General features: G+C 55.5%; 21 protein-coding genes. 12 read left to right on the top strand and 9 right to left on the bottom strand.

Features of this window, described 5'->3' with window-relative positions; translation table 11 throughout:
* Positions 1 to 67 precede the first annotated feature (67 nt).
* Positions 68 to 643: a TRAP transporter small permease subunit gene (locus tag ACN0TS_RS15565; RefSeq protein ID WP_417260283.1), complete on the top strand. Its 576-nt coding sequence runs from the start codon at positions 68 to 70 to the stop codon at positions 641 to 643.
* The gene (locus ACN0TS_RS15570; RefSeq protein WP_417260284.1) at positions 643 to 2034 is read left to right on the top strand and encodes a TRAP transporter large permease; all 1392 of its coding nucleotides are present in this window, start codon (positions 643 to 645) and stop codon (positions 2032 to 2034) included. Before ACN0TS_RS15565 ends, ACN0TS_RS15570 begins: the two co-directional genes overlap by 1 nt.
* A gap of 87 nt (positions 2035 to 2121) precedes the next feature.
* On the opposite strand, the gene ACN0TS_RS15575 is transcribed toward ACN0TS_RS15570, so the two are convergent.
* The 4 genes from ACN0TS_RS15575 to ACN0TS_RS15590 all read right to left on the bottom strand — a co-directional run bounded on the left by ACN0TS_RS15575 (position 2122) and on the right by ACN0TS_RS15590 (position 9637).
* Entirely contained in the window at positions 2122 to 3210 is a 1089-nt protein-coding gene (locus tag ACN0TS_RS15575) for a TRAP transporter substrate-binding protein (RefSeq protein ID WP_417260285.1), read from the bottom strand.
* Positions 3211 to 3608: 398 nt separating this feature from the next.
* The gene (locus ACN0TS_RS15580; RefSeq protein WP_417260286.1) at positions 3609 to 5255 is read right to left on the bottom strand and encodes a BCCT family transporter; all 1647 of its coding nucleotides are present in this window, start codon (positions 5253 to 5255) and stop codon (positions 3609 to 3611) included.
* A 158-nt stretch (positions 5256 to 5413) separates the two neighbouring features.
* Positions 5414 to 7921: a CoA transferase gene (locus ACN0TS_RS15585; protein ID WP_417260287.1), complete on the bottom strand. Its 2508-nt coding sequence runs from the start codon at positions 7919 to 7921 to the stop codon at positions 5414 to 5416.
* 36 nt (positions 7922 to 7957) lie between these two features.
* The gene (locus ACN0TS_RS15590; protein WP_417260288.1) at positions 7958 to 9637 is read right to left on the bottom strand and encodes a GMC family oxidoreductase; all 1680 of its coding nucleotides are present in this window, start codon (positions 9635 to 9637) and stop codon (positions 7958 to 7960) included.
* 178 nt (positions 9638 to 9815) lie between these two features.
* Between ACN0TS_RS15590 and ACN0TS_RS15595 the strand changes: the two genes are divergently transcribed.
* Complete coding sequence (locus ACN0TS_RS15595; protein WP_417260289.1) at positions 9816 to 10742, top strand: LysR family transcriptional regulator; 927 nt, start codon at positions 9816 to 9818, stop codon at positions 10740 to 10742.
* 186 nt (positions 10743 to 10928) lie between these two features.
* On the opposite strand, the gene ACN0TS_RS15600 is transcribed toward ACN0TS_RS15595, so the two are convergent.
* Entirely contained in the window at positions 10929 to 11579 is a 651-nt protein-coding gene (locus tag ACN0TS_RS15600; RefSeq protein ID WP_417260290.1) for a GntR family transcriptional regulator, read from the bottom strand.
* 146 nt (positions 11580 to 11725) lie between these two features.
* Between ACN0TS_RS15600 and ACN0TS_RS15605 the strand changes: the two genes are divergently transcribed.
* The 8 genes from ACN0TS_RS15605 (at position 11726) to ACN0TS_RS15640 (ending at position 18861) form a co-directional block, all read left to right on the top strand.
* Complete coding sequence (locus ACN0TS_RS15605; protein ID WP_417260291.1) at positions 11726 to 13000, top strand: ABC transporter substrate-binding protein; 1275 nt, start codon at positions 11726 to 11728, stop codon at positions 12998 to 13000.
* A gap of 67 nt (positions 13001 to 13067) precedes the next feature.
* A complete protein-coding gene (locus ACN0TS_RS15610; RefSeq protein ID WP_417260292.1) occupies positions 13068 to 13952 on the top strand; it encodes a carbohydrate ABC transporter permease in 885 nt (294 codons plus the stop codon).
* Positions 13949 to 14764: a carbohydrate ABC transporter permease gene (locus ACN0TS_RS15615; RefSeq protein WP_417260293.1), complete on the top strand. Its 816-nt coding sequence runs from the start codon at positions 13949 to 13951 to the stop codon at positions 14762 to 14764. Before ACN0TS_RS15610 ends, ACN0TS_RS15615 begins: the two co-directional genes overlap by 4 nt.
* Positions 14765 to 14776: 12 nt before the next feature.
* Positions 14777 to 15832 (top strand): ABC transporter ATP-binding protein, encoded by a 1056-nt coding sequence (locus tag ACN0TS_RS15620; protein WP_417260294.1) that lies wholly within the window; start codon positions 14777 to 14779, stop codon positions 15830 to 15832.
* Positions 15833 to 15853: 21 nt separating this feature from the next.
* Positions 15854 to 16981 carry a cupin domain-containing protein gene (locus ACN0TS_RS15625; RefSeq protein WP_417260295.1) on the top strand — a complete coding sequence of 376 codons (1128 nt, stop codon included), beginning with the start codon at positions 15854 to 15856 and terminating at the stop codon, positions 16979 to 16981.
* The gene (locus ACN0TS_RS15630; RefSeq protein ID WP_417260296.1) at positions 16981 to 17775 is read left to right on the top strand and encodes an HpcH/HpaI aldolase family protein; all 795 of its coding nucleotides are present in this window, start codon (positions 16981 to 16983) and stop codon (positions 17773 to 17775) included. Before ACN0TS_RS15625 ends, ACN0TS_RS15630 begins: the two co-directional genes overlap by 1 nt.
* Complete coding sequence (locus ACN0TS_RS15635; protein WP_417260297.1) at positions 17765 to 18481, top strand: alpha/beta fold hydrolase; 717 nt, start codon at positions 17765 to 17767, stop codon at positions 18479 to 18481. The genes ACN0TS_RS15630 and ACN0TS_RS15635 overlap by 11 nt, the downstream gene beginning before the upstream one ends.
* A gap of 230 nt (positions 18482 to 18711) precedes the next feature.
* Entirely contained in the window at positions 18712 to 18861 is a 150-nt protein-coding gene (locus ACN0TS_RS15640) for a hypothetical protein (RefSeq protein ID WP_417260298.1), read from the top strand.
* A 389-nt stretch (positions 18862 to 19250) separates the two neighbouring features.
* On the opposite strand, the gene ACN0TS_RS15645 is transcribed toward ACN0TS_RS15640, so the two are convergent.
* Genes ACN0TS_RS15645 through ACN0TS_RS15660 form a run of 4 tightly spaced genes read right to left on the bottom strand, consistent with a single transcriptional unit; the run spans position 19251 to position 22989 of the window.
* Positions 19251 to 20159 (bottom strand): amidohydrolase family protein, encoded by a 909-nt coding sequence (locus tag ACN0TS_RS15645; RefSeq protein WP_417260299.1) that lies wholly within the window; start codon positions 20157 to 20159, stop codon positions 19251 to 19253.
* Positions 20160 to 20162: 3 nt separating this feature from the next.
* A complete protein-coding gene (locus tag ACN0TS_RS15650; RefSeq protein ID WP_417260300.1) occupies positions 20163 to 20903 on the bottom strand; it encodes an SDR family NAD(P)-dependent oxidoreductase in 741 nt (246 codons plus the stop codon).
* Between the two features lie 17 nt (positions 20904 to 20920).
* On the bottom strand, positions 20921 to 21973 hold the full coding sequence (locus ACN0TS_RS15655; RefSeq protein WP_417260301.1) for a Gfo/Idh/MocA family protein: 1053 nt from the start codon (positions 21971 to 21973) through the stop codon (positions 20921 to 20923).
* Positions 21970 to 22989 carry a LacI family DNA-binding transcriptional regulator gene (locus ACN0TS_RS15660; RefSeq protein WP_417260302.1) on the bottom strand — a complete coding sequence of 340 codons (1020 nt, stop codon included), beginning with the start codon at positions 22987 to 22989 and terminating at the stop codon, positions 21970 to 21972. The genes ACN0TS_RS15655 and ACN0TS_RS15660 overlap by 4 nt, the downstream gene beginning before the upstream one ends.
* A 202-nt stretch (positions 22990 to 23191) precedes the next feature.
* Here ACN0TS_RS15660 and ACN0TS_RS15665 point away from each other — a divergent pair, with 202 nt between their 5' ends.
* The gene (locus ACN0TS_RS15665; protein ID WP_417260303.1) at positions 23192 to 24508 is read left to right on the top strand and encodes an ABC transporter substrate-binding protein; all 1317 of its coding nucleotides are present in this window, start codon (positions 23192 to 23194) and stop codon (positions 24506 to 24508) included.
* Positions 24509 to 24512 lie beyond the last annotated feature (4 nt).

Raw genomic sequence — 24512 nt, forward strand, 5'->3', positions numbered from 1 at the left:
CCTCACGATCGGGATAAAACGCTTTAAGGTTGGGCCGTTCGCCCGCCCCTCAGCAGGAGGATGCAGCGTGAAAATTTTAGGGCGTATTGCCGCCATCATCTGCGCGATCAACACCTTGGTCGGGAAGTTGGTGTCCTGGCTGTCTGTCGGCATCGTGCTTGTCTGTTTCACCGTGGTGGTTCAGCGTTATCTCTTCGCCGTCAGCTACGTCTGGATGCAGGATCTCTACATCTGGCTCAACGGTGCGATGTTTACCGCGGTCGCTGGCTTTGCGCTGCTGCGCGACAACCACGTGCGCGTCGACATCTTTTACCGCCCCGCCTCCAAACAGAAAAAGGCGGTGATCGACCTTGTGGGCGTGCTCATCTTCCTCTTTCCGGCCATGTGGGTGATCTGGACCTATGCGTGGCCCTTCGTTCTGCGTTCGTGGAAATACGCCGAAGGGTCGGCCAATGTTGGCGGAATGCCCGGTCTCTTCGTGCTGAAGACCTTCATCCTTGTCTTCGCCGCGCTGATCGCGCTACAGGGGCTGGCCATGATACTGCGCTCGATCCTTGTGCTTGCTGGCCGAGAAGAACTTGTCCCTGAAAGTATCCGCTACACCAGTGGCGATAATACATCCCTTCCCACGGAGGCCGTCTGATGGATCCCGTTCTGATCGGAGAGCTTCTCTCTGGCCTCATGTTTGTTGGCATCATTGCCTTTTTGCTGATGGGCTTTCCGGTAGCCTTCACTCTCGCGGGCACCTCTCTGATTTTTAGCGCAGCGGGCATGTATTTCGGGGTCTTCGATCCCTCTAACTTTGGCTCTCTGGCGAACCGCTACATCGGCTATATGACCAATGAAGTGCTGGTGGCCGTGCCTCTCTTCGTCTTTATGGGCGTCATGCTGGAGCGTTCGAATATCGCCGAGCAACTGCTGGCGACTATGGGCAAACTATTCGGCAACATGCGCGGCGGCCTTGCAATTTCCGTGGTGATCGTTGGCGCCATGCTGGCGGCCTCGACGGGCGTTGTCGGGGCTACGGTCGTCACCATGGGCCTGATCTCGCTGCCCGCCATGATGAACGCAGGCTACAAGCCGACCTTGGCCACAGGGGTGATCTGCGCCTCGGGGACGTTGGGTCAGATCATCCCGCCCTCTACGGTACTGATCTTCATGGGAGACATGCTTTCCGGGATCAACGCGCAAGTGCAGATGGCCAAAGGGAACTTCGCCCCCACGCCTGTCTCGGTCGGTGATCTCTTCGCCGGAGCCATGCTGCCCGGCCTGCTTTTGGTGGTGCTTTATATCGGATGGGTGATCTTCAAGGCGATTACCGATCCTGAGAGCTGCCCCGCCACGCCAGTGCCGCCAGAAGAAAAAGCACAACTGAAACGTGAAATCTTTACCGCCCTGCTTCCGCCTCTCATTCTGATCCTCGCGGTCCTTGGCTCAATCTTAGGCGGCATCGCCACGCCGACCGAGGCAGCCTCGGTGGGTGCTGTGGGGGCCACAATTCTGGCGGCCCTGCGCTGGAAGCTGTCGGCGAAAGTCCTGCAAGAAACGGCGGTGCAGACCGCAACCATCACCAGCATGGTCTTCATCATCCTCTTTGGCGCCGCGATCTTCTCGGTGGTCTTCCGGATGATGGGCGGCGACACTCTGGTGCATGAATTCCTGACGGGCCTGCCTGGTGGGCCGCTGATGGCGGTAGCGGTGGTCATGGCGATCATGTTCGTGTTGGGTTTCATCCTCGACACATTCGAGATCATCTTCATCGTAATCCCGATCACAGCGCCGATCCTGCTTGGCATGGACATCAGTCCGATCTGGCTTGGCGTCATGGTGGGGCTGAACCTGCAAACCTCCTTCTTGACACCACCCTTTGGCTTCGCGCTTTTCTACCTGCGCGGCGTGGCGCCCGACAGCGTGCCGACCTCAGCCATCTACCGCGGCATTCTGCCGTTTGTATTGTTGCAAATCTTGGCCATCGCGCTGCTCTTTGCCTTCCCTGGCCTGGTCACTTGGCTACCGTCTATCATCACAGGCTGACAGCCCGCCACGATCCACAGCGCACGAACAACAAAAAAGGGCCCGGAAATCGTCCGGGCCCTTTCACTATACGAAAAGAGTTGTTCCTCAGAGCGTGAAGTACTTAGCCCGCGCCTGAATGAAGTTCATGTCGTTGCCTTCAGTGCGAGTCCGCATCAGGTTCAGCGAGGAGATAAAGTGCTCGGTGACCTTGCGGGTCATCTCGTCGTCACTGTCACGCAGTTCCGAAATAATCTCCATTGATGCCTTCGCGCCCGCTTCAAGGATCTCCTCAGGGAACTGACGCACCTGAACACCATGCTCCTCGACAAGGGTCTTCAGGGCACGCGGATCGTTGGCAATGAAGTCTGCACTCACGGTGTCATACTCGGCCTGGCAAACGTCACGAACGATCGCCTGCAGGTCGTCGGGCAGAGCCTGGAACTTCGCCTTATCGACCACCAACTCGGTCGCAAGACCAGGCTCCACGAAGGACGGGAAGTAGTAGTTCTTCGCCACTTGGTAAAAACCGAGCGCGAGGTCATTGTAAGGGCCGACAAATTCAGCAGCGTCCAGCGCACCCGATTGCAACGCTTGGAAGATCTCGCCAGCCGCCATGTTGGTCACAGTGGCGCCCAGTTTTTCCCAGACACGACCTCCGAGACCAGGAGTGCGGAAGCGCACGCCCTTGAGGCTGTCAAGACTGGTCAACTCGTCGCGGAACCAGCCCCCCGCCTGAGTGCTGGTGTTGCCGGACAAGAAGCCCTGCACGCCAAATTGGTCATAGACTTCGTCCCAGAGCTCTTGGCCACCCAAGTGCTGCACCCAAGCTGCCAATTCACTGGACGTCATGCCGTAGGGCACGCCAGTGAAGTAGGACAGTGCTGTCGACTTGTTCTGCCAGTAGTAGGCAGCACCGTGGCTCATCTCGGCGGTGCCGTCGATCACAGCATCCAAAGATTGCAGCGGAGGCACCATTTCGCCGGCTGCATAGACCTGCACAGTTAGACGACCGCCTGACGCGGCGGTGATCCGGTCCGCCATACGCTGCGCGCCGACGCCGAGCCCCGGAAAATTCTTCGGCCAAGTAGTGACCATGCGCCAAGTGATGCGCTCCTGCGCAACAGCTGGGCTGGCAAGGGCGGCAGCACCGGCACCGGCCAAGGCACCACCACGAATGAAAGAACGACGATCCATGTTTCCTCCAACAGATTTAATACATGTTTTCCACGGCTTCCGGATGTATTCGGACCGCTTCGGGGCCATCAATACAGTATGAGGGGAGACAGTCCAATGTCGTTAGCATGTGTTTTTCTCATGCATGGGTTTGCACATCATATCAACGCAAAATGGCTGTGAGTACAGCCAACGAGAGCGGCATCCCACCGCCTTTTGGCGATCTCTGCCACTCTCAAAAATGCTGCGCTTTCTGCGGAAAATGGCATTGGGTCGTTTTGCCTTTCAGCAAGGAGCGGATCCGCAGGTCGGCTATGAAGTGCCCCTAGTTTATAGACACTTTGCTTCGAAAGTTACTCAGATAAGTGTCTACAATACTACAGTGCCCGCAATACTAGAGGCACCCCACCTTTAGGTTTTCAGCTTTCTACATGAACGTTAATGACACCGTTCTTTTCACGGATACTGTCCTTCACAACAGCCTTAACCAAGGCAATCCCCATAAGCACCATAACGAAACTAAAGGGCAGTGCTCCGATCACCATTGCGGTCTTGATCGCGTCCAAGCCACCGACGATGAGCAAACCACCGACAACCAAACTAAGTGCAATACCCCAGAAGACGATATGCGGGCGGCCCTTTGGTGTATCTTCTCCTGCTGCATTGATTGTGTTCACGATCAAAACGGCAGAGTCCGCTGTTGTGACAAGATACGTCAGCAACAACACCACAACGACAATGGCCATGATCCACGCGAGAGTTGGGCTCAACATGAAGTCCAACATCGCAAAGAGTTGGTTCGATTGTCCCGCACCGGAAATCAAATCACCGGCCTCGCCATTCAGCGTCAAATCAATGGCCGTCCCACCGACAATGGTGAACCAAACGAAGCACATCAAGGACGGCACAAGTACTGAACCGACAATGTATTCCCGCAAGCTCCGCCCACGCGAAATGCGTGCAAGGAACACACCGACAAAAGGTGCAAATGCAATCCACCATGCCCAATAGAACACGGACCACCCCTCTTGCCATGAAGCAAGCGCATCACCTGTTTCCGTGCCATCAGGGCGCCAAACAGTGACCAGAATACCAGGCAAGCGGACGATGTATTCGATCAACCCATTAAACAGCGCGCCGAGACCGAAGAACGTCGAGCCGAAGAGAATGAAAAAGGCCAACAGGAAAAAGCTGAGTCCCATGTTGATGTTCGACAGCCATTTAATGCCCTTGCCGACCCCGGATAGCGCCGAGAGCGTCGACGCGCCCATAATGACAACCAAAGCCACAACCACACCTGCAGCACTTGGGCTACCGTCCTCTGCGGTAATCCAATCGCCAAAGCCGATCCGTGACAGGCCAGAGACAAATTGCTCGACCCCGAAGCCAAGCGTTTGTGCGACACCCAAAATGGTCGCAACAACCGCTACCACATCAACGACGTGGCCAACGGAACCGGACAAGCGCTCGCCGAACAGAGGCGCAAGACCCGAACGGATAGTGAGCGGTAAATTGCGGCGGTAAGCGAAATAGGCAAGCGAGAGACCAACAAGCGAATAACACGCCCAAGCCGAGAACCCCCAGTGCAGGAAGGACCAAACATAAGCCGAGCCGACATTGTTGGCCCCACTTGCATCTGTCGTTCCTTTGATCACATCAGGGTTGGTGGCGAAATGATACATCGGCTCCGCAGTAGCGAATGTCAGCATCCCAATACCGATCCCCGCCCCGAACATCATGGAGAACCAAGAGAAACTGGAAAACTCCGGCTTATCATCAGGCGTTCCGAGCTTGAGCTTCCCAGTGCTTGGAAGCAAAGCAAGACCAACACAAATGAGGATAAAGAAGGCGACGATATAGATGTACCATGCCGCGAAACCTTTCAGCAAAAAAGCATTGAGAACGCCGAGAACAGCCGCGGCATTTTCAGGGACCGAAATTGCCCAAACAATAAGGGCACTCACGAGAATTTTGGACGTTATTGCAACGTGTTTATTGAAGCCCGAATAGAAACCGTCATCCGCGGTTTCGATGGGCAGTTCCATCAGTGGGGGTAGTTTAGCCATATTTCCTCCCATTTGGCTGTCAAACCTGCACCTGACGTATCAGCGCGACAAAGCGACGATATGAAAGTAGTTAGTGAGGTTTGGGTGAACGCGGCCCTTCGTTGAAATGAGGGCCGCAATTTATTTATTCATGGCCGACCGACCACCGCTATGCGGCGTCAGCTTGGCAGGTATTGCGCACTCCATGAATTGTTAATGCCACCAGATTTCAACATCGCCTCAATCGCCTGATCGGCATACCCGAGGCCCTTAACGACACTCTGTGTCGACGCGCCAAATTTTTCAGTCGGAGATAACGCAAAGACCTTAGTGCGGGTTGGGCGCACGGCGTAAGGGTCCAACTGCGTGACCTGATGGCCGCTTGGGTGATCGGGATAGATTGAGAATGCATAGCTGCCCCTGTCGGTGCCCGGCGTGCCATCTGCAATACGTGCATGTTCGGCACGAAGTGCGTCGAGGTTCTCACAAATAGCGACACCGATATCGGCCGCACGTAGACGCGATACCCACTCGGACGCGATCTGGCTTTGGAAGGCCTGCGCGAGATAGGAGGCACGTTGATCGACGGCAATATCAGGAAGGTCTTCTAACCCCTCCACATTGCGGAAACGTGGCAGGTCGCGCTCGTAGGTACTCAGGAAAATATGCTGTCCCGACGCGGTGCTATAAAAGCGGCTCAGATCATCCCAGCCATTGCTGTCGGGACCGGAGGGTTCATCGAACAAGCCGCGCCCCTTAAAGTCAAAAGCAAAGGGCACCTGCAACAATCCGCTATTGGCATTCAACGAGGTACGCCCACGACCGATACGGCCAAAACGATGCTTTTGGTACAGAGCCGCTGCGACAGACAACGCACCACCAAATCCGCACATCACGTCGATTGTGCCCACATGGGCGTGCTCCTCGGGACGGTCCATCGCGCCGCCAAACCGCAGCATAATCCCTGTCGTTGCCTGCACGAGATCGTCATACCCGATGTAATCGGTCCGCGCACCGCGCCGCACACCAGAAAAACAATCCAGTTTACAGAAGATAGCATCGGGGTTCAGCTTGTGCAGGTTCTCGGCATCAAGCCCCATACGTTTGATTTGACTGTCTGGCGCATTCCAAATGATGACGTCGACAGACTTCACCAAATCCTCGAACACCTGCCGCCCGTGGCGCGACTTCATATCTGCCAGCACCGACTTTTTACCGCGCCCCTGACTCATGCCGTAGATGACCGTGTTCCAACTGTCATAGAGCGGTGTGGAGGGATCGAGCTTGATGACCTCGGCACCGAAGCGCGCCAGATAACCCGCCGAATGCGGCCCCGCGATTACGTTACACAGGTCCAACACTCGCACGCCAGACAGCCACCCTTCAGGTGCATCTTCGTCCACGTCAGGCAACTCGGTGCGGTGTTTGCGCAGGATTTTCAACGCCTCGGGTATCTCGACCCATCGGCGCGGAGTGGGCTTCAATGCCTCCTCCCCGCTTTCCTCCATCCAGACCACAGGGCCCGGCTGGGTCATTTCACCATATTCCTCGTCAAACACGTCGATCATCAAACCCGATGTTTCGGCATACTCATCATGAATCCATTCTTGCAACCAGCGTTGCGGCGCACCGGGAATACCCGCACGGCCAAACATCTTTTTCCACTCATGTGAGGTGCGGGTCATAAAGACCTCTTTCATCCGCTCCGCGATAATATCGGCCCAATCCTTCGGCATAGGATAGACGCCGAGTGACACTGGTGACGACCATTCGGACCACGGTTTGTAGGTATCTTCTTCCTCTGTCAGCCCCTCTACGATCAGATCATCGAGAATACCCAAAACCTCAAGGCAGCGCCGTGCGTGGAATTTATGGCTAGGGCAGACCACATAAAACATCCGCCCGTCTTTACACATATACGCGCGGAAGAACGGATCGAGCAGTTCCTGAAGCTCCTCATAGCTGACATTCATCGGCAGACCCTCGGTCCGCCGTCGTTCAATCTCGACCTCACGCTGTGTGAGATAGCGCTCTGGCATGTTGTCGACCTTGATCGAATTGTAGCACAGCCCCTCCATCACCGCCGCCGCAAGCGGCACCTCGATGTGATCGCCAAGACCCGTTGTCTGACGCGACTGAAGCGCAAGAACGGTGGCCGATGCAGCGATTTGCGCAGCGTAGGCAGAGGCCAAGGGCAGCGGAGAAAACGACGGGTTGATGCCCATCAAAACGCGGTTCAACCCCATATCTGTAAAGACGCCAGAACTCGCCGCCACCACGCTTTCAAATGCGCGCAAATCCCTGCGCTCAGCATCATTCGAAGCAAACCCAGGTACAGACAAAGTAATCAATTCGGGACGCGCCTCTCGCAGCGCCGTGAAATCAATACCCAAAGCCGCGAGTTTTCCAGGACGGAAGTTTTCGATAACGATGTCGGCCTCGGCTATAAGGGCGAGCGCATCTTGAAGGCCCTGTTCCGACTTCAGATCGAGATTCACAATCACCTTATTGCGATTCAAAATCGCATTGGCAGGGCTATCCCACATCGGCCCATCGACGGGGTCCACATGCACAATCGTCGCGCCAAGATCGCCCAGTAGCATCGCAACTGCTGGCCCCGCGATATATTGACCGAAATCGACCACTTTGACGCCAGTCAGTGGAAGTTTTGAAAACGAACTATACATCCGTCACTCCATCGTAAAAGGGGTGTTCCCCGTGGTTCACTGTTGTTCAGCCAAGATCCAACGCGCCGCTTTTTCTGCGATCATCAGCGTTGGTGAATTCGTATTTCCGCTTGTAATTTCAGGCATCACACTGGCATCGACCACCCGCAGGCCGCGGACGCCTTTGAGACGCAAATGTGGGTCGAGAACCGCCTGCGCATCGTCCGCGCGTCCCATCTTCACCGTCCCGACGGGATGGAAAATCGTGTTGGCAATATCGCCAGCCAGTTTGGCGAGTTCTTCATCCGTTTGATACTGCAGGCCGGGTTTGTATTCCTCGGGAGCAAAGGCGGCCAACGCTGGTTGGCGCATGATCTCGCGCACTTGCCGCAGACTATCTGCAGCAACCTTTCGGTCCTCTTCCGTATCGAGGTAATTCGGCGAAATTTTCGGCGCATTGCGGAAGTTTGCTGATCCAATTTCAACCGAGCCACGGCTCGTCGGGTTTAGATTACACACACTGACCGTCATCGCGGGGAAGTCGTGGAGGTCTTCACCGAAAGCCTCAAGGCTCAACGGTTGAACATGAAATTCAAGGTTCGCATGTTTCTTGCTCGGGTCGGAGCGCGTAAAAGCCCCCAACTGGCTTGGCGCCATGCTCATCGGCCCAGAGCGCTTGAGCATATATTCCATACCAATCTTCGCCTTACCAAACATGGAATTTGCCAATGTATTGAGCGTCTTGACCCCTTTCACCTTAAAAACCGCGCGGATTTGAAGATGGTCTTGAAGGTTGCGCCCAACCGCAGGCGCATCAAGAACCACATCAATCCCATGGGATTTGAGCAAATCCGCGGCACCGATCCCCGACAGCTGCAAAATCTGTGGCGAGTTGATGGCCCCCGCCGACAGAATTACCTCTTTGCGCGCTGATACGGACACCGAACGTCCTTTGACATTGACGATCGCCCCATTGCATTTCGGCGTGTTTCCTTGCGCGGCGTCGAAAGTCAAACGCTCGGCCTGTGCCTGTGTCCAGATGGTCAGGTTCGGACGCTGCTTCGCAGGGCGCAAGAACGCCTTTGATGTGTTCCAACGCCAACCAACACGTTGGTTCACGTCGAAATATCCGACCCCCGCATTGTCACCGCTGTTAAAGTCATCAACCTTATCGATCCCCGTTTGAACGGCCGCATCCGCGAAGGCGTCCAAGACATCCCACCGTAATCTTTGCTTCTCAACACGCCACTCACCGCCGGAACCGTGGAGATCCGAGAACCGCATGTTGTTGCTCACTTCTGGGTCTGCCCCATCGTCCAACCGGTAGTGATCTTCGTGCGCTTTGAAGGCGTCAAGGGCGTTTTCCCAACTCCATTCATCCTCGCCTGTCAGCTTTGCCCAGTTATCATAATCCCGTGCCTGTCCGCGCATGTAGATCATGCCGTTGATCGAAGAGCATCCGCCCAACGTCTTACCGCGGGGGTAGCGCAAAGTGCGCCCGTTCAGGCCCTTGTCTGGTTCGGTGTTATACATCCAATCCGCACGTGGATTACCAATGCAATACAGATATCCAACAGGAATATGGATCCAGTGATAATTGTCGGGCTTGCCCGCTTCGAGCAAAAGAACGCGGTTCTTGGGGTCAGCACTGAGACGATTTGCCAAGAGGCATCCCGCGGTGCCCGCCCCGATAACAACATAGTCGAACACCGACGTTTCATCGCTCTTTGCAGTCATACTACCCCCCTATGTGGTTTCGCATTTCCACGGGGAGAGACATGCCAAAAGCGCCTGCGAAACAGGAAACCTCTAGCGTGATTTGGTTGCCTCCTCCCGACAACTGAAACAATCGGTAAAGAGCAAATCTGTCGAAAGCTAATGACAAATCTCGAATAGCATTATAAATAGTATTTATATGGAGCGCAGTTTCAACATTAACACAATGGTCGCATTTTTAACCGTGGCCCGCGAAGGCAGCGTCTCTCGCGCGGCTGCCGCCCTCAACCTGACACAGCCTGCAGTCAGCCATCAACTCAAGCGTTTAAGTGAAGAAACCGAGACGCAATTGTTCGAGCGCACCTCAACCGGACTGCGCCTTACACCTGAGGGAGAGAAGCTTGTCCCGAAGGCTGAACACGTCTTACATGCCTTCTCCGATTTCAAAAAAAGTGCGAAAAAATATTCAGAACGGATAAGTGGAAAGCTAAGAATTGGCACGATCGTTGACCCCGAATTTATTCGATTGGGAAATTTACTCAGCAGCCTGCGTAACTACTATCCTGACATCGAAACAGAACTGTCTCATGGCGTAAGCGGCGAAGTTCTGAACCGTATTCAACGCAAACAGCTGGATGCAGGATTCTACTTGAGCAGCGCGGATGACTTCGAAAAAATTGGGGAAATGACACAAGGAGCCGTATTGGCACTAAAACTTGCTGAGTTTTCCTATCGCGTTGTAGCTCCGGCTGGATGGAGCAAGGAGGTCGAAAATGCTACGTGGGAAAAACTCGCAGGATTGCCGTGGATAGGGACCCCAGAGACGTCGGTGCATCACCGCTTACTCAAAAAAGTTTTTGACGACATCGGCTGCGACCAAAACACCGTAGCATTGGTCGACCAAGAAGCCTCCATGCTGGAAATGGTCCGATCAGGCGTTGGCCTTTCTTTAAGTAGAGAGTCCATTGCATTGCACCAACGACAATCATTCGGGCTCGAAATCTGCGAAACTGTTTCTGTCCCCGCATTGCTGAGCTTTGTATATTCATCACAATCGAGGAACAGCACCGCGCAAGACGCCTTGCTCGAAATCGTCAAACAAGTTTGGCTGTCGGCAAATCGTTAGTGCGCGGCACTTTTGCACAAATCGTAAAAGTGATATTACGTATTTTTGTGTGTCATCTTGAGGCTTAAACCACACAACCAGTCGAGCGGTGTCAATAAGGTGACATCAGAACAACTGAACTCCCACGAATTGCTGCAATCCATATCTCAACACAATGACTTGGCAGTCCCCTGTTCGGCGGAACACTCACTTGCGATCCACACGCCCTTGCCCAAAACGGCGTTGATAAAGCAAGCGGTATGCTTCGGCCGAAGCCGGCAGGTGATCTCGCACTGCAGTTTCATATGCGTCTGTCGAGGTTTTTGTCATTGCTTCAATGATGGTTCTATGCTGCGCGACGATCGCATTCATATGTGCTTCATCATCATACTTAACAACTCGAATTGGTTGGGCCATACGGGCATGTCGCGCAATCAGATCAGCCAGCCTCGGATTGTTGCAACAACTATATTGCAGCTCATGAAACTTCTGATTCAACTCATAAACACCACGAAAATCATCTCGCCTGAGCGCCGCCTCGTGCTGATTAGCAATATCACGTAGTTGTTCAATAATATCTTTCGATACCGGCAAGGCAGTGCGGCGCGCTGCAGCAGTTTCTAGCACAATGCGAAGATCATAGAGCGCATCGACTTCATCAGGGGTATAATCGACAACTTCAACCCCGCGACGCGGGCGATGCACGAGCAACCCGTGGCTTTCAAGCTCTGAAAATGCGTGGCGCACAGCATGACGTTTCGCGCCATATTCCTCCATGACCGTGTCCTCGGTTATCCGTGACCCAGGCGGGTAGACCCCAAAAATTATATCGTTTTCCAGATCCTTAAGTAGCGGCATTGGAATTGCTTATCCTCATATTGAACTCCGCCAGGCACACTAACCAAAAGATCGCAGCAACTCCATCAATATTATTATCAATAATTTTATTGTCAGAACATCGCGCCCTTGTTATGGTCGTTAAAGTTTCAAATGGGAGGGATACTATGAAACGTTTCACGAGCGCGATCGCAATCAGCGCAGCACTTTTCTCAACAGGCGCCCAGGCTTGGGAGGCAACCGAGGGCAAGCCCTATGACGGCGAGACCGTACATGTCCTCGCGGTCAAATCGAGTCAATTCGAGGCCCACGAAGCGCGCCTTGACGCCTTCGAAGCCGCAACCGGCATTGATGTTGTTTACGACTACGTGCCGTTTCCAAACATGAAAGAAGCCCTCACGACAGAGATGGTCGCAGGAGGCGATTACGACGTTGTGTCTATCATGGATCAATGGGTGCCGTCGTTGTCGCTTCTGGTTCAGCCGATTGGTAATGAGATTGCCGCACAAGGCACTAACCTTGACGACTTCCCACCTGCACACCTGCGCCACGGCATGTTGAACGGCGAACTGGTTGGCCTGCCTGTGCGCGGTCACGTGCAGCTTTTGTTCTATCGCCAAGATCTTCTGGATCAGGCGGGCGTCGACGCACCTAACACCTGGGAGGATGTTGTTTCCGTTGCCAAAGCGATCCAAGAAACCTCCGATGCTGCGGGGATCGCCCTACCCTATGGCAAGCTCAACGGTCAGAATCTGATGGTCTGGATCAATTTGTTGTGGGGTCACGGTGGCGACCTGTTTGACGAGGACGGCACGCCAATCTTCACTTCGGAAGCGGGAATCGCGGCCACCGAGCAATATATCAGCATGTTGCGCGACGAGAAGATTGCGCCCGCAGGATCGGCTACATTTGTCGAACAGGATGCCGTCAATAGCTTCAAGCAGGGCAATTCCGCAATGCTGCCAGTCTGGTGGTGGGTCCGTTCTCAACTGACTGACCCAGAACAGTCTCGCATCACCCCCGATCAGCTTGGATTCACCTCAATGCCCTCTGTTGGCGGAGCGGCAAAAACAACCTTTACCAACACATGGGTTTTCTCCGTCACTGAAGGTGCGGACAACAAAGGGGCTGCGGCAGAATATCTCGGCTGGCTTACCGACCCTGCCCTCGAACGTGATGTTTTGTTGGACGAAAACCTCGACGAAGTCGTATCCGTACATTTCTCGAATCTGCGCGACGATGAGGTCAACGCACGTTGGGGTGGCATGCATAGCGCCGCCGCCGACGCCTTGGCCAACGCCGAAGGCATGGAGTTTGGCGACAACTGGCCACGTGTTTCAGAGATCCTCGAAACCGCGATCTCAAGCCTTGCCAGCGGCGAAGAAACCGACACAGCTGCCGCATTGAACCACGCAGCAGAAGAGATCAAGCGTATCCGCTGATTTCCTAATCCTCGGTGGGCGGGCCCGTATAAGGCTCGCCCGTCACCATTGATTGAAAAGGTGCATCATGCGGGATCGGTCACTCTCTTACATTCTACTGGTGCCAGCATTCCTTATCGTGCTGGCCACCACACTCTACCCACTCGCCTATTCACTGGTCACCTCATTCCGTGAATGGGACTTGACCAAGCAACGCCGCCCCGAAGGCTTCGTTGGTCTTGAAAACTACGGATTTGCTTTCACCGAACCAGGCTTTCAGAACTCGTTGTGGGTAACTTTGATTTTCGTCCTCACAAGTGTCGCTCTGACGCTTGTTTTAGCCATGTCCCTAGCGTTACTGCTGCGCCGCAAAGGACGGCTGCACACCTTTACGCGGATCATTTTAATCCTACCGTTCGCGATGAGTCCTGCCTTGATTGGTGTCAGCTACCGCTTCATGTTCAACCCTGAATTCGGCGTCCTTGCCAAAGGGATCGGCGCAGTATTTCCCGCGCTCGAGGGTGTGCCATGGCTCGCTAACCCTGACCTTGCTATGGCCATTCTGGTGCTCACAGACGTCTGGCACTGGGCTCCTTATATGACCTTCATGTGTTTGGGTGGGCTTGCCTCCGTCCCGCGCGAGACCGAAGAAGCCGCCCGCATCGACGGCGCGTCGAGCCTACGGATTATCTTTGGCATTGTCTTGCCTCAGATGAAGGGCGTTTTACTTGTCGTTGCCGTGCTAAAAACAATCTTCGCGCTTAAAATGTTTGATCAGGTGGTGACACTAACAGGCGGCGGACCAGGCACCTCGACCGAAACGCTTGCCTTCTTCATCTTCAACGTCGGCTTCAAATGGTTCGACATGGGCTATGCCTCGGCATTGGCCTGGATCCTCACCGCAATCATGATGCTGATCTCCGTCTGGTATGTCCGGATGCTGCTCAGCGAAAGAAAGATGGCCACGGCATGACCAAATCCGTTTTCTGGTGGGTCGAGCGCGCCTTGCTGCTCTTGATCTCAACCATCGTACTCTTCCCGATCGCATGGATGTTCTTGACGGCATTCAAACGCCCGAAGGACGCCTACTCCCTGTCCCTCGACTTTAACCCGACGTTGTCCAATTTTGTCACCGTGTTCTCGGACCCCTGGAACCTAGGCGATATGGTGCTCAACTCGGTCATCGTTGCGTCCGTCACCGTTTTGATTGCGGTGCCGTGTGCGTCGCTAGCGGCCTACTCCTTCTCTCGCTTTCGCGTCAAAGGGCGGAAATTTTTGTTCTTCATGATTCTGTCGACGCAGTTCATTCCCGCCGTGGTGATCGTGCTGCCGTTCTTTGTTATGTTCAGGACATTGGGGCTGCTCGACACCCGCCTCGCGTTGATTGTGGTCAATCTGGCGATCGTCACCCCCTTTGTTATCTGGATGATCAAAGGCTTCATTGACGCGATACCGACGGATAGCGAAGAAGCCGCTATGATTGATGGAGCCTCGCGACTGCGGGTCATCAAAGACATTGTTTTGCCAATGGCCGCGCCAGGCATCCTGACCTCCTCGATCTTCTGCTTCATCTTGACGTGGAACGAATTCCTCTTTGCCCTCATCTTGACTCGCCGTGACGCGGTCACACTGCCTGTGGGCCTCGTGAGCTTCCGAACGGAACGTGGCGACCTTTGGGAATTGATGAGCGCAGCCGGGGTCATGATTACCGTGCCAATCTTCATCATGGCGCTACTCATTCAGAAACACTTCACGCGCGGCATGACAGCTGGCGCAGTTAAATAAGGGGCTTGAAACATGGCCGAAGTACAACTCGTAAACATCGAAAAGCGCTACGGTGAATTTCTCGCCGTCCCGCGCCAGAGTATGACCATTGAAGAAGGCGAATTCCTCGTTCTGCTCGGTCCATCGGGCTGCGGGAAAACAACGACCATGCGGATGATCGCAGGGCTGGAGGATATCACCAGCGGCGACTTGCTGATCGCGGGCGAACGCGCAAACGACAAACCGCCCAAGGACCGCGACATCGCGATGGTGTTCCAAAACTATGGCCTTTATCCCCATATGACCGTGGCGGAGAATATCGGCTACCCGCTCAAACTACGAGGGATTGACCGAAAGACACGTGACGCACGGGTGCTTGAAACCGCACAGAAGGTGGAGCTAGAGGCGCTACTCAAACGCCGTCCTTCCGAACTGTCGGGGGGGCAACGACAACGGGTTGCCTTGGCACGCGCCATCGTACGGACGCCAAAGATATTCCTGATGGACGAACCTCTCTCTAACCTCGACGCCAAGTTACGCGTGACCATGCGTGCTGAACTCAAGCACCTGCATCACGAGTTGGGTGTTACAACCGTCTACGTCACGCATGATCAAATGGAAGCCATGACACTCGCAAGCCGCGTTGCAGTCATGCGCGAGGGACGGATCGTGCAACTCGACACCCCAAAAAAAATCTACTCAGAACCCGCAGACCTCTTCGTTGCGGGCTTCATCGGATCGCCATCCATGAACCTCGTCGAGGGACGCATTGCAGACGGCAAGTTCGAAGCATCTGGCGTGTCGCTGACGGTAGAAGGCACAGACCGTGAGGGCGTCGTACTCGGAATCCGTCCAGAGGATTTGGAGATGACGGCGACGGAAGGCGCGCCAATCAAAGGCAGCCTCTACGCGCTAGAACTGACGGGAGATTCCACCCTGCTCACCTTGCGTGACGGGGCCACTTCGATTTGTGCCCGCGGGCCTGCCGATTTCGAAGCGCCGATCAATGCTTCATGCGCCCTCGCCCCAAAACACGGCGCGCGCATCCACCTGTTTGACAAAAATACCGGTCGACGCCTCGACGTCTGACTGATGGAAAAGGACTGAACTATGACCAAAGTTTCACAACACGAAGCAAACAACCGTCACATAACAAGTGACGACTATGTCTCCTGTACTGTCGCCTTTATCGACTGCAAGAAGCCTGGATCGCACCTTAAGGAAAACTACTCGATCATCGGTCCTGGCGTAACCTCCTCGGACGAACAGGTCGTGAACCTTCCCGAACCGCATGGCTTCAACATCGGAGCCGCCGCCATGCCCAACGGCATCACCAACAACCTGCACATTCACTTCACCGCCGAAGTCTTTGTCGTACAAAAAGGCGAATGGACCTTCCGCTGGGGCTCGAACGGCGAAAACGAAGTCGTAGGCCGCGCAGGCGACATCGTCTCCGTGCCGACTTGGGTATTCCGCGGCTTCACCAACACTGGACCAGATGATGGATGGCTGTTCACCGTTCTGGGTGGAGACAATACTGGTGGCGTGATTTTCCATCCTGAGATCATCCGTGAGGCTGCAGATTACGGACTTTACATTTCCAGTGACAACACCCTCATCGACGCCAGCCGTGGCGACACCGTGCCTGATGAAAGCGGACGTATACCACCCATGCCCGATGCTGAAATGGCTGATTTACGCTCCGTTTCGCGCGACGAGATGATGTCGCGGGTCGTGACCGAAGGCGCGCGAGATTTCCGCCCCGCCTTCATCGACGCGTACCTCCCTGGCGGCGGCGCACAGATCGCACCCGTGATAGGCTTTGGCCTGACCCAGAACCGCAACCACAGCACTCCAATCACCAACCCGCACGGCTTCTCGATCGAGTGGCTGCGCATGGAAGCGGGTCAAAAGGTCAGCCCCTTCACGCTTGATGACAAAATGGTGGTGATTGTCCGCTCTGGTAAACTTCGCCTACTCCTGAACGATGGCGCGGATGTCACAATCGATCTCGAGGCACGCGACACCTATTCTATCCCCGCAGGCGTCGTACGCTCAATCGAAACCTTGGGCGATGAGACCGCGGAAGCGCTCGTGGTCGTGGCGGGCGATCATCGCAAGCGCCCTGCGTTTTCTGCCGAAGTCATCAGCGCCGCACGCGATGCGGGCCATGCGCTCGACGCCGGTGGATACGTGGCCAAAGCAGCCCTACTGCCCGACTACAAGCGAGCTGGTTAATGCGCAGCAACACCGTCAAAACCAGACTCGCTTCGGGCGAGATCGTCGTGAACGCATGGCTGTCCATCGGATCAAGCTATTCCGCAGAGGGCGTAAGCCATAGCGGCGTGCATTCTGTCACGGTGGATTTGCAACACGGGATGATGGGCTTTTCGGAGGCGCTGCACATGGTGCAAGCGATCTCCTCCTCGCCCGCCATTCCGTTGGTGCGGGTGCCCGACCTTAATCCCGCGGAGATCATGCATCTGCTCGACGCGGGGGTATATGGGGTGATTTGCCCGATGATTTCCACCCCCGAACAAGCCGCGGAACTGGTCGCGGCCTGTCGCTATCCGCCCTTCGGCAATCGCAGCTTTGGCCCGTCGCGCGGGTTGCTCTATGGCGGAAAGGATTATGTAGCACACGCGAACGAGACCGTCATGGCAATCCCCATGATAGAAACCGCCGAGGCCGTTGAGCGGATCGACGCAATTCTCGCCGTCGAGGGCGTCGATATGATCTACATTGGCCCGAACGATCTCGCCTTCGCGCTCGACGGGAATGTGAGTTTTCCACGCCCGCGTTCCGAGGCCGCAATCAAAACAGTTATTCAGGCTGCGCGTAAACGCGGTGTGCCTGTGGGGATTTTCTGTGCAGATGCTGAGGACGCACAAGCGCGACACGCCCAAGGCTGCACGCTGGTGACACCGGGGAACGACTTCGGCCACTTAACCCGTAGTATGGCAGCTGCGGTCGATACGCTATGCGCCACATTATCCGGAAACACCCCTTCTCAAGCAGCTCATGGCTATTGACCTCGCAGACGGACGCCCCTGGATTCTCTTACCCGGCACATTGTGTTCTGAGCGGGTCTTCAGGGCGTTCCTCGACGAACTATGCGTTCCCGATACCGCGCTCCAGCCTGTCGCATTGCAACACCCACACGTCGAAGACTACGATGAAGTGCTGACTGAAACCTGTGCTCAGGGGTCAGTTGTTTGTGGTTTTTCACTTGGAGCGCTTGTCGCCGCGCATCTGGCGGACCGCCTTCCTGCAAGCACCTTTTTGCTCTTCGGATTGAACGCTCATGCTGACCACCCGGAGAAACGTGAAGGACGCGAACAACTCGCCCGCGACGTCATCATGGAAGGCGCAAATACAGCCCTTGCGCCGCGATTACCCATACTAGCAGGACCAGAGCCGCAAAAAGCACGCGCGTTGCTCCTCGATATGGCGCAAGAAACCGCTGGGCAGATCACCGCACAAACAGAATTGGCACTCACCCGCCCCGACGCCTGCGAAGTCCTTGCTCGTGCGCGCGCACCCATCGGTCTCCTTACCGGAACGGAAGACAAAATCACCCCGCTTGCCATGGCACACACTGCGGCGCAGGCCGCACCAACAAGCCGCGTCATACCACTCGAAGGGTTAGGACATTATGCCCTTGTCGAAGACCCCGTCGCCTGTGCTTCCGCCGTCGCAAACTACGCATCTCAAGTTGATACCCGCACTCACTGCTAGGAAAACCTATGGCCACCGTATTTGATTTCATCTCCGACGAGTTCACCAGAGCAACCGATATGACAGGACTGTTCGCGCGTTCAGGCGTAACCGTTTTATAGCGCATTGGCGTGCCACAAAGGGCCCAAAAGGACACAGCACCGATTGAAATCATCGCGCTCAAATGACTTCAAGCTGCAGGCGCGCAGCAATTCTTCTGGAAGTATTGCTCGACGTTCGACTCAACACCTGTGAGCAATATAGGACAGGTCTCTGAGACCTTGATGATCGATCTTGAGGTTTCCCAAACAGTCTATTGCCTCGCGCTTCCCAAGAACAGTCGCACGCTGTTTATGAGCAATCTGTTTTTAGGGGAAAAACGCTCGCCGAATGCCCTGTGAGGGATCATCCCTATGCCGAAGTGGCCCCCCCCACGACATTTCATCGAGCCATATGCTCGCGACAGCCGCAATCGCGAACACCAGAATTGCATAAGGTATCATTTTCAATATCCTTTCATTCAGGAATAGACAGGCTTCAGAAAACACAGGGGAGAGACATTCACATCGGCCATGGAATTTATGCCCGTTTGCTTTGCTTTCACGTTCGATGACTTTGTCATTCCACCCCTCCGCTTCGGTCGCAATTCAGAGACAAATCAAGATGATTTTCCCGACGACGTACCCGTTAGATGCAATTGGTACAGAAAGGTTCCCGATAAAATGACATGGGCAGATGGTCGGGCACATAGCTCCGACCATCTGCCTCAGCGCCCCAAAGATTGCACCGCCTACAAACGGTAAATGCGGCGGGCGGTTTGAGAAAATACGGCGTCGATCACATCGCGAGGCAGACCCGAGAACACGCGCTCTAACTGCTCCAACTGTCGGCCCAGAGGGCAGTTCACACTTTCCACGGGAAGGTTCGAGCCGTAAAGAATTCGCCCTGCCCCGATTGAGGACAGAAGGTGCAAAACGTGCGGCCTAAGCACTTCCGCGTCCCACCCGCGATTCATGGTCCAAAGGCCCGACAACTTGACCGCTACATTGGGCGTTGCGGCAAGTGCCGCGATCCCTTGCTGCCATTGCGCAAGGTTGTCAGGAATGTCGGGCTCTAACGTGCCAAGATGATTGATCACAATCTTCAACGCGGGATGTTCCGAGGCAAGCTCGGCCACTTCGTTCAACTGTGCGGGCACAACCACGCATTCAAGACACAGGTCATTCGCCTCAAGCACCGCGAGATTGTGGCGGAACACAGGGTCGCGCAGAACTTCGGGCTTCGACGCCACACGCCACCGTCCCGCGCCATCCCATGCGACGGGAGTGCGAATGCCGCGCAAGGAATGGTGTTCGAGATGGCGCGTGATTTGCTCCTGCGCTTGCGCGTGGCACAGGTCAACCTCAGCCACGATTGCCGAAGGCCAACCCGTTTCTTCACAAAGAGACTGCAGCCAGCGGGTCTCGTCAACGGGGTCATCCGCGCCGCAATTGGCCTGCACATGCACGCAGGCCGTCAGGGGCACCTTACCGAAGGCGGCCAGATGGTCCTTCGGCAAATAGTTCTTGCTGATCGATGCCTTGTCCCCGAACCGCGCGGGCGGCGCATCGGGCGCAAGCCAACGATAAGGAAACCGATCCAGATCCCAGAAATGGTGATGCCCGTCGACCAGTGCTATCCCGTCAAGCCAATGCGCCATGGTTCAATAAGTCGCTCGACCGCCCGACAGATCAAAGACCGAAGCCGTGGTGAAGCTGTTCTCTTTCGAACACAGCCACGCGATCATCGCTGCGGCCTCGTCAAGCTCAAGGAAACGTCCACGCGGGATTTTCGACAGCATATAGTCGATGTGTTCCTGCGCCATCTGGTCGAAAATCCGTGTGCGCGCGGCGGCAGGCGTTACACAGTTTACAGCGATATCCTTGTCGGCCAACTCCTTGCCCAGCGACTTGGTCAACCCGATGACCCCCGCCTTTGACGCGGAATAGGCGCTGGCGTTCGGGTTTCCCTCTTTGCCCGCCACTGAGGCGATATTGACGATCCGGCCATAACTCTGCTCGATCATCGTGGGAACAACCGCGCGATTGACGTGGAAGGTGCCGAGCAGATTGATCTCGGTGATGGTGCGAAATTCTTCGACCGAATAGTCAGCGAGCGATGCGTTGGAACCTGCCACACCTGCAGAGTTCACCAAAATATCGGCTCGCCCCGCCGTCTCAAGCGTGGCGCTCATCGCCGCCTCGACACTGGCCCAGTCGGAGATATCCACGTCATAGGCTAGCGCCCCTCCGCCAATTTCCTCTGCGGCTGCATCGGCAAGCGTCTTGTCGCGGTCCCAAATGACAATACGCGCGCCTCCGGCGGCCAGTCGGTTGGCCACGGCACGGCCGATGCCCTGCGCTCCTCCTGTGACAATTGCGGTCTGGTTGGTAAAATCTGTCATTGTGTTGCGGCCTTCTATTATTGTTTGATTACCTGTTCCGCGCCTTGGGATTGACCCGAAGCGACGATGGCATGAAGTGTCTCTACGGCGCGCGCACCGACCTCGCCCGTGCTTTCGTTGCGCCCCTGCCCCGATGCGATATCGACCAACCGATTGGCAGGGCCTTCGCAGCTGTATTTCCACGCGCCTTCAGGAACCTGTGCGGCCCGGGTCTCCCCATCGGGGAGCTTGAGGACAAGACGTTCGGTTTCGATATCCAGCAGGATCGAGCCCTTGCTGCCATAGACGCGAATATCAACCTCGAAACCGTGGCCGTTGGGCACACCGCAGCTCCCGGAAAGAACACCCGTAGCGCCATTCTGGAAGCGCACGACTGCCGCGTCATGCAGATCGATCCCCGTTGGCGCATCAAAGAGCATTGCGCGCACCGAGGCGGCGCGCAAATCCGTTAGCCAATAGAGAATGCCAAGTGCATGAGAGAGTTGCCCATAAGCATATCCGCCCCCCTGATCTGGAGCTTCCCATGTACTGCGGTCAGGCTGGATGGCAATGTGTTGCCAGTTGGACAGCGTACCGCCAGAGAAGATATTGCGCGTAAAAGAGGCCATGTGACACACAACATGCTCGATCTCGCCAATCTCGGCGACCATCTCGCGCATTTCGTCAAGGCCATGCTTATAGTGCCAGCCATATGCGACCAGCAGCTCACGCCCAGTCTTCTTGGCCACCCGAACCAGATCCCACGCCTGTTCGGGGTCGAGACACATGGGCTTCTCGACCAGAACGTGACAGCCCTTTTGCAAAAAGGCTTTAGCCTGCTCGTAATGCAGGTTGTGGGGTGAAGAAATCACAGCGATATCGATGTCGCGCTCAAGAACCTCGCGCCAGTCTTCCGTGGCAAAGGAAAATCCAAACTCGTCGGCAATCAGCTCCAATTCCGCCCGCCCCAAGCGACACACGGAATCGAGCACCACCTCGTCGCGCGCAGCCAGAACGGGGATATGCATACGATAAGCGAAGTGTCCCGCGCCGATAATGGCGGCTTTTACGGAGCCTTTTGAAGAGGTCATGTGCTTTTCCTGATTTTAAGGTTATATCCGATGTCGTGTGTGACGGCGCTTTCGCGGCCCCCGCCCAGTCTTTCCATAACCAGACTTGCGGAGCGTTCACCGATGGCCCGCCCCTTGATCTGAACAGTTGTCATTGGAACAGGCAGAAGGTTTGAGAGGCTAAGATCCCCGAAGCCCGCAATGGCAACATCCTCGGGCACGCGAACGCCGTTCGACATGCACCACAGCATCGCGCCATGTGCGGGCAATTCTGCGAGGAAGAAGATCGCGTCGGGGCGGTTCGGGCGCTTCAAGAGTTGAGCTATCAGTGCAACCCCTGCCTCGATTGTGGCGGGATTATCAAACTCGACAATCGTGTCCTCGGTCACGCTCCGTCCCGCCGCACGCATCGCATCAACAAAACCACGCGTCCGGTCCTCGGCCTGATCATTGTGGTGCGACGAGCCGCCGACCATTACGATATTCTGGTAACCCCTGCCAATCAGGTGGCGCGTCATATCGATTGCCGCAGTGTAGTTATCGAACCCGACAGCAGCATCAATCACATCGTCACGCAGGTTCCATGCTTCGACAACAGGCCCTGAAAACCGCGACAGCAGCTTTCGCGTGGTGTCGGTATGCGAAAACCCCGTGACGATAATCGCGTCGGCCTGCCGCGCGATAAAGGTGCGCACTGCCTCCTCTTCCTTTTGTGGCGACCAGTCACTGACAGCCAATAGCATTTGCTGCTTCTGTGGCTCCAGAATGCGGCTCACACCTTGGGCAAAATCGGCAAAAAGTGAACTGGCGAGGATCGGAACGACCACACCGATCATATCCGAGCGTTGCGACACCAGCGAGCGTGCAGTGAGATTCGGAATATAGCCAATCTCCTCGATCGTGCGCTGGATTTTGGCGCGCGTGTCGGCATGAACGGTCTCGGGATGGCGCAGCGCACGCGACACGGTGATCAACGACAACCCTGAAGCTTTCGACACATCTTTCAGCGTCACCTTTTTCTGTCCACCATGCGCCATATATGGCCCTCCCCATGAGCGTGCGACCCAATTAACGCGTGCAATTGCACGAATAAATGCGTGAAACACATCTCACCAAAATCATCATTGACATACGAGTATCATTGCCAATAACGTTCGTCAATGTGAAATGATACTCGTATGTCATTAGCATTCACCGCATTACGCGGAACGCCGATAAGGCACAAAAAGGGAGGACGAAATGTCGAATTCAATCAGCCGCCGCAGATTCCTTGGAACCACCGCTGCCATCGGTGCAGCCGCGCTTTTGCCGGGGACTTCCGCATATGCCGCAAGCGGAGAAATCTCCGTTTGGAAGTTCGGGGGAACACCTCAAGAAATCGAAGTTTGGGCCGAACGTAATGATATGTTTACCCAAGCAAATCCTGACATCAGCCTGAACTATTCCTACTTCAATGGCCAAGTACGCCGTCAGAAAATCCTCGCGGGTTTCCAAACCAACCGCCTCGCGGACGTCGTGATCGCTTTCGGACAGGACATCCCCGAATTTGCCGGTTTCGGTATGATCCAGCCGCTCGACGAAATCGCAGGCGACCGCCTTGATGATTGGAAGGAGAGAATGGTTCCCGAAGTCTACGAATCGGGGATGCACGAGGGAAAACTCTACGCGCTTCCGACCAGTGTAGACATGGCCAGTTTCCTCGCCATAAACCTCGACGCCATGGAGGAAGCGGGCTTTGATCGTCCTCCCGAAACATGGGAAGAACTGCGTGAATACGCCAAGGCGATGACTAAACCCGATCGTCCCGGCATTGCGTTCCCCGCAACGACGGCACCTGTGGATATCAACATTTTCGAAGGTCTCCTGTACGCCAACGGCGGTCGGATTTTCGACGAGGAAACGGGGAAAGTGACCCTCAATGATCCAGGTGTTGTCGATGCATTGCAATTCTACCTCGACCTGATCGCGGACGGTTCAACCCCCGCTGCTACCTCGCTAACCGAGACGTTCTTCCGCGACACTGCACAGCTCTTTGGTCAGGGTCGTTCCGCAATGTGGATCGGCCTTTCGTGGCTGAATACGCCGTGGGGTGTAAACGAAGATGTGCGTTGGACGGGTGTTCCGATGCCCAAGCCCGAAAAGCCGACAGGAAGCTTCGATCCCGTGAATGCGATCATGGACGGCTCAGCAATGCTGATGGTGTCCTCACGCTCGAAAAATCCAGAAGCGGCGGTCGAGTATCTCGACTTCTGGGCGCAGGACAAACAACTGGAAATCTGGGGCGGGCAGCCCGAAACCGCGCGCATCCCCGCCGGCAAGGCTGCATGGGACAACCTCGAACTGGCCGAAGCTTGGCCGAACTGGGTGAAATCCTATGAGGCAGGAACACTGTTTGAAAACGGCGCACCGATGCCGCGCTTCATCGGCGTCTCCGCAATCGAATCCGCTCTCGGCACTGCACTCCAACAAGCGATTCTTGGCCAGAAGACGCCGCAAGAAGCACTGGATGAAGCCACTGCCTCGGCACAAAAGCAGATCGATCTGATCCGCGGCTGACCCG

This window comes from Celeribacter sp. (assembly GCF_048266405.1).
Classification (GTDB): domain Bacteria; phylum Pseudomonadota; class Alphaproteobacteria; order Rhodobacterales; family Rhodobacteraceae; genus Celeribacter.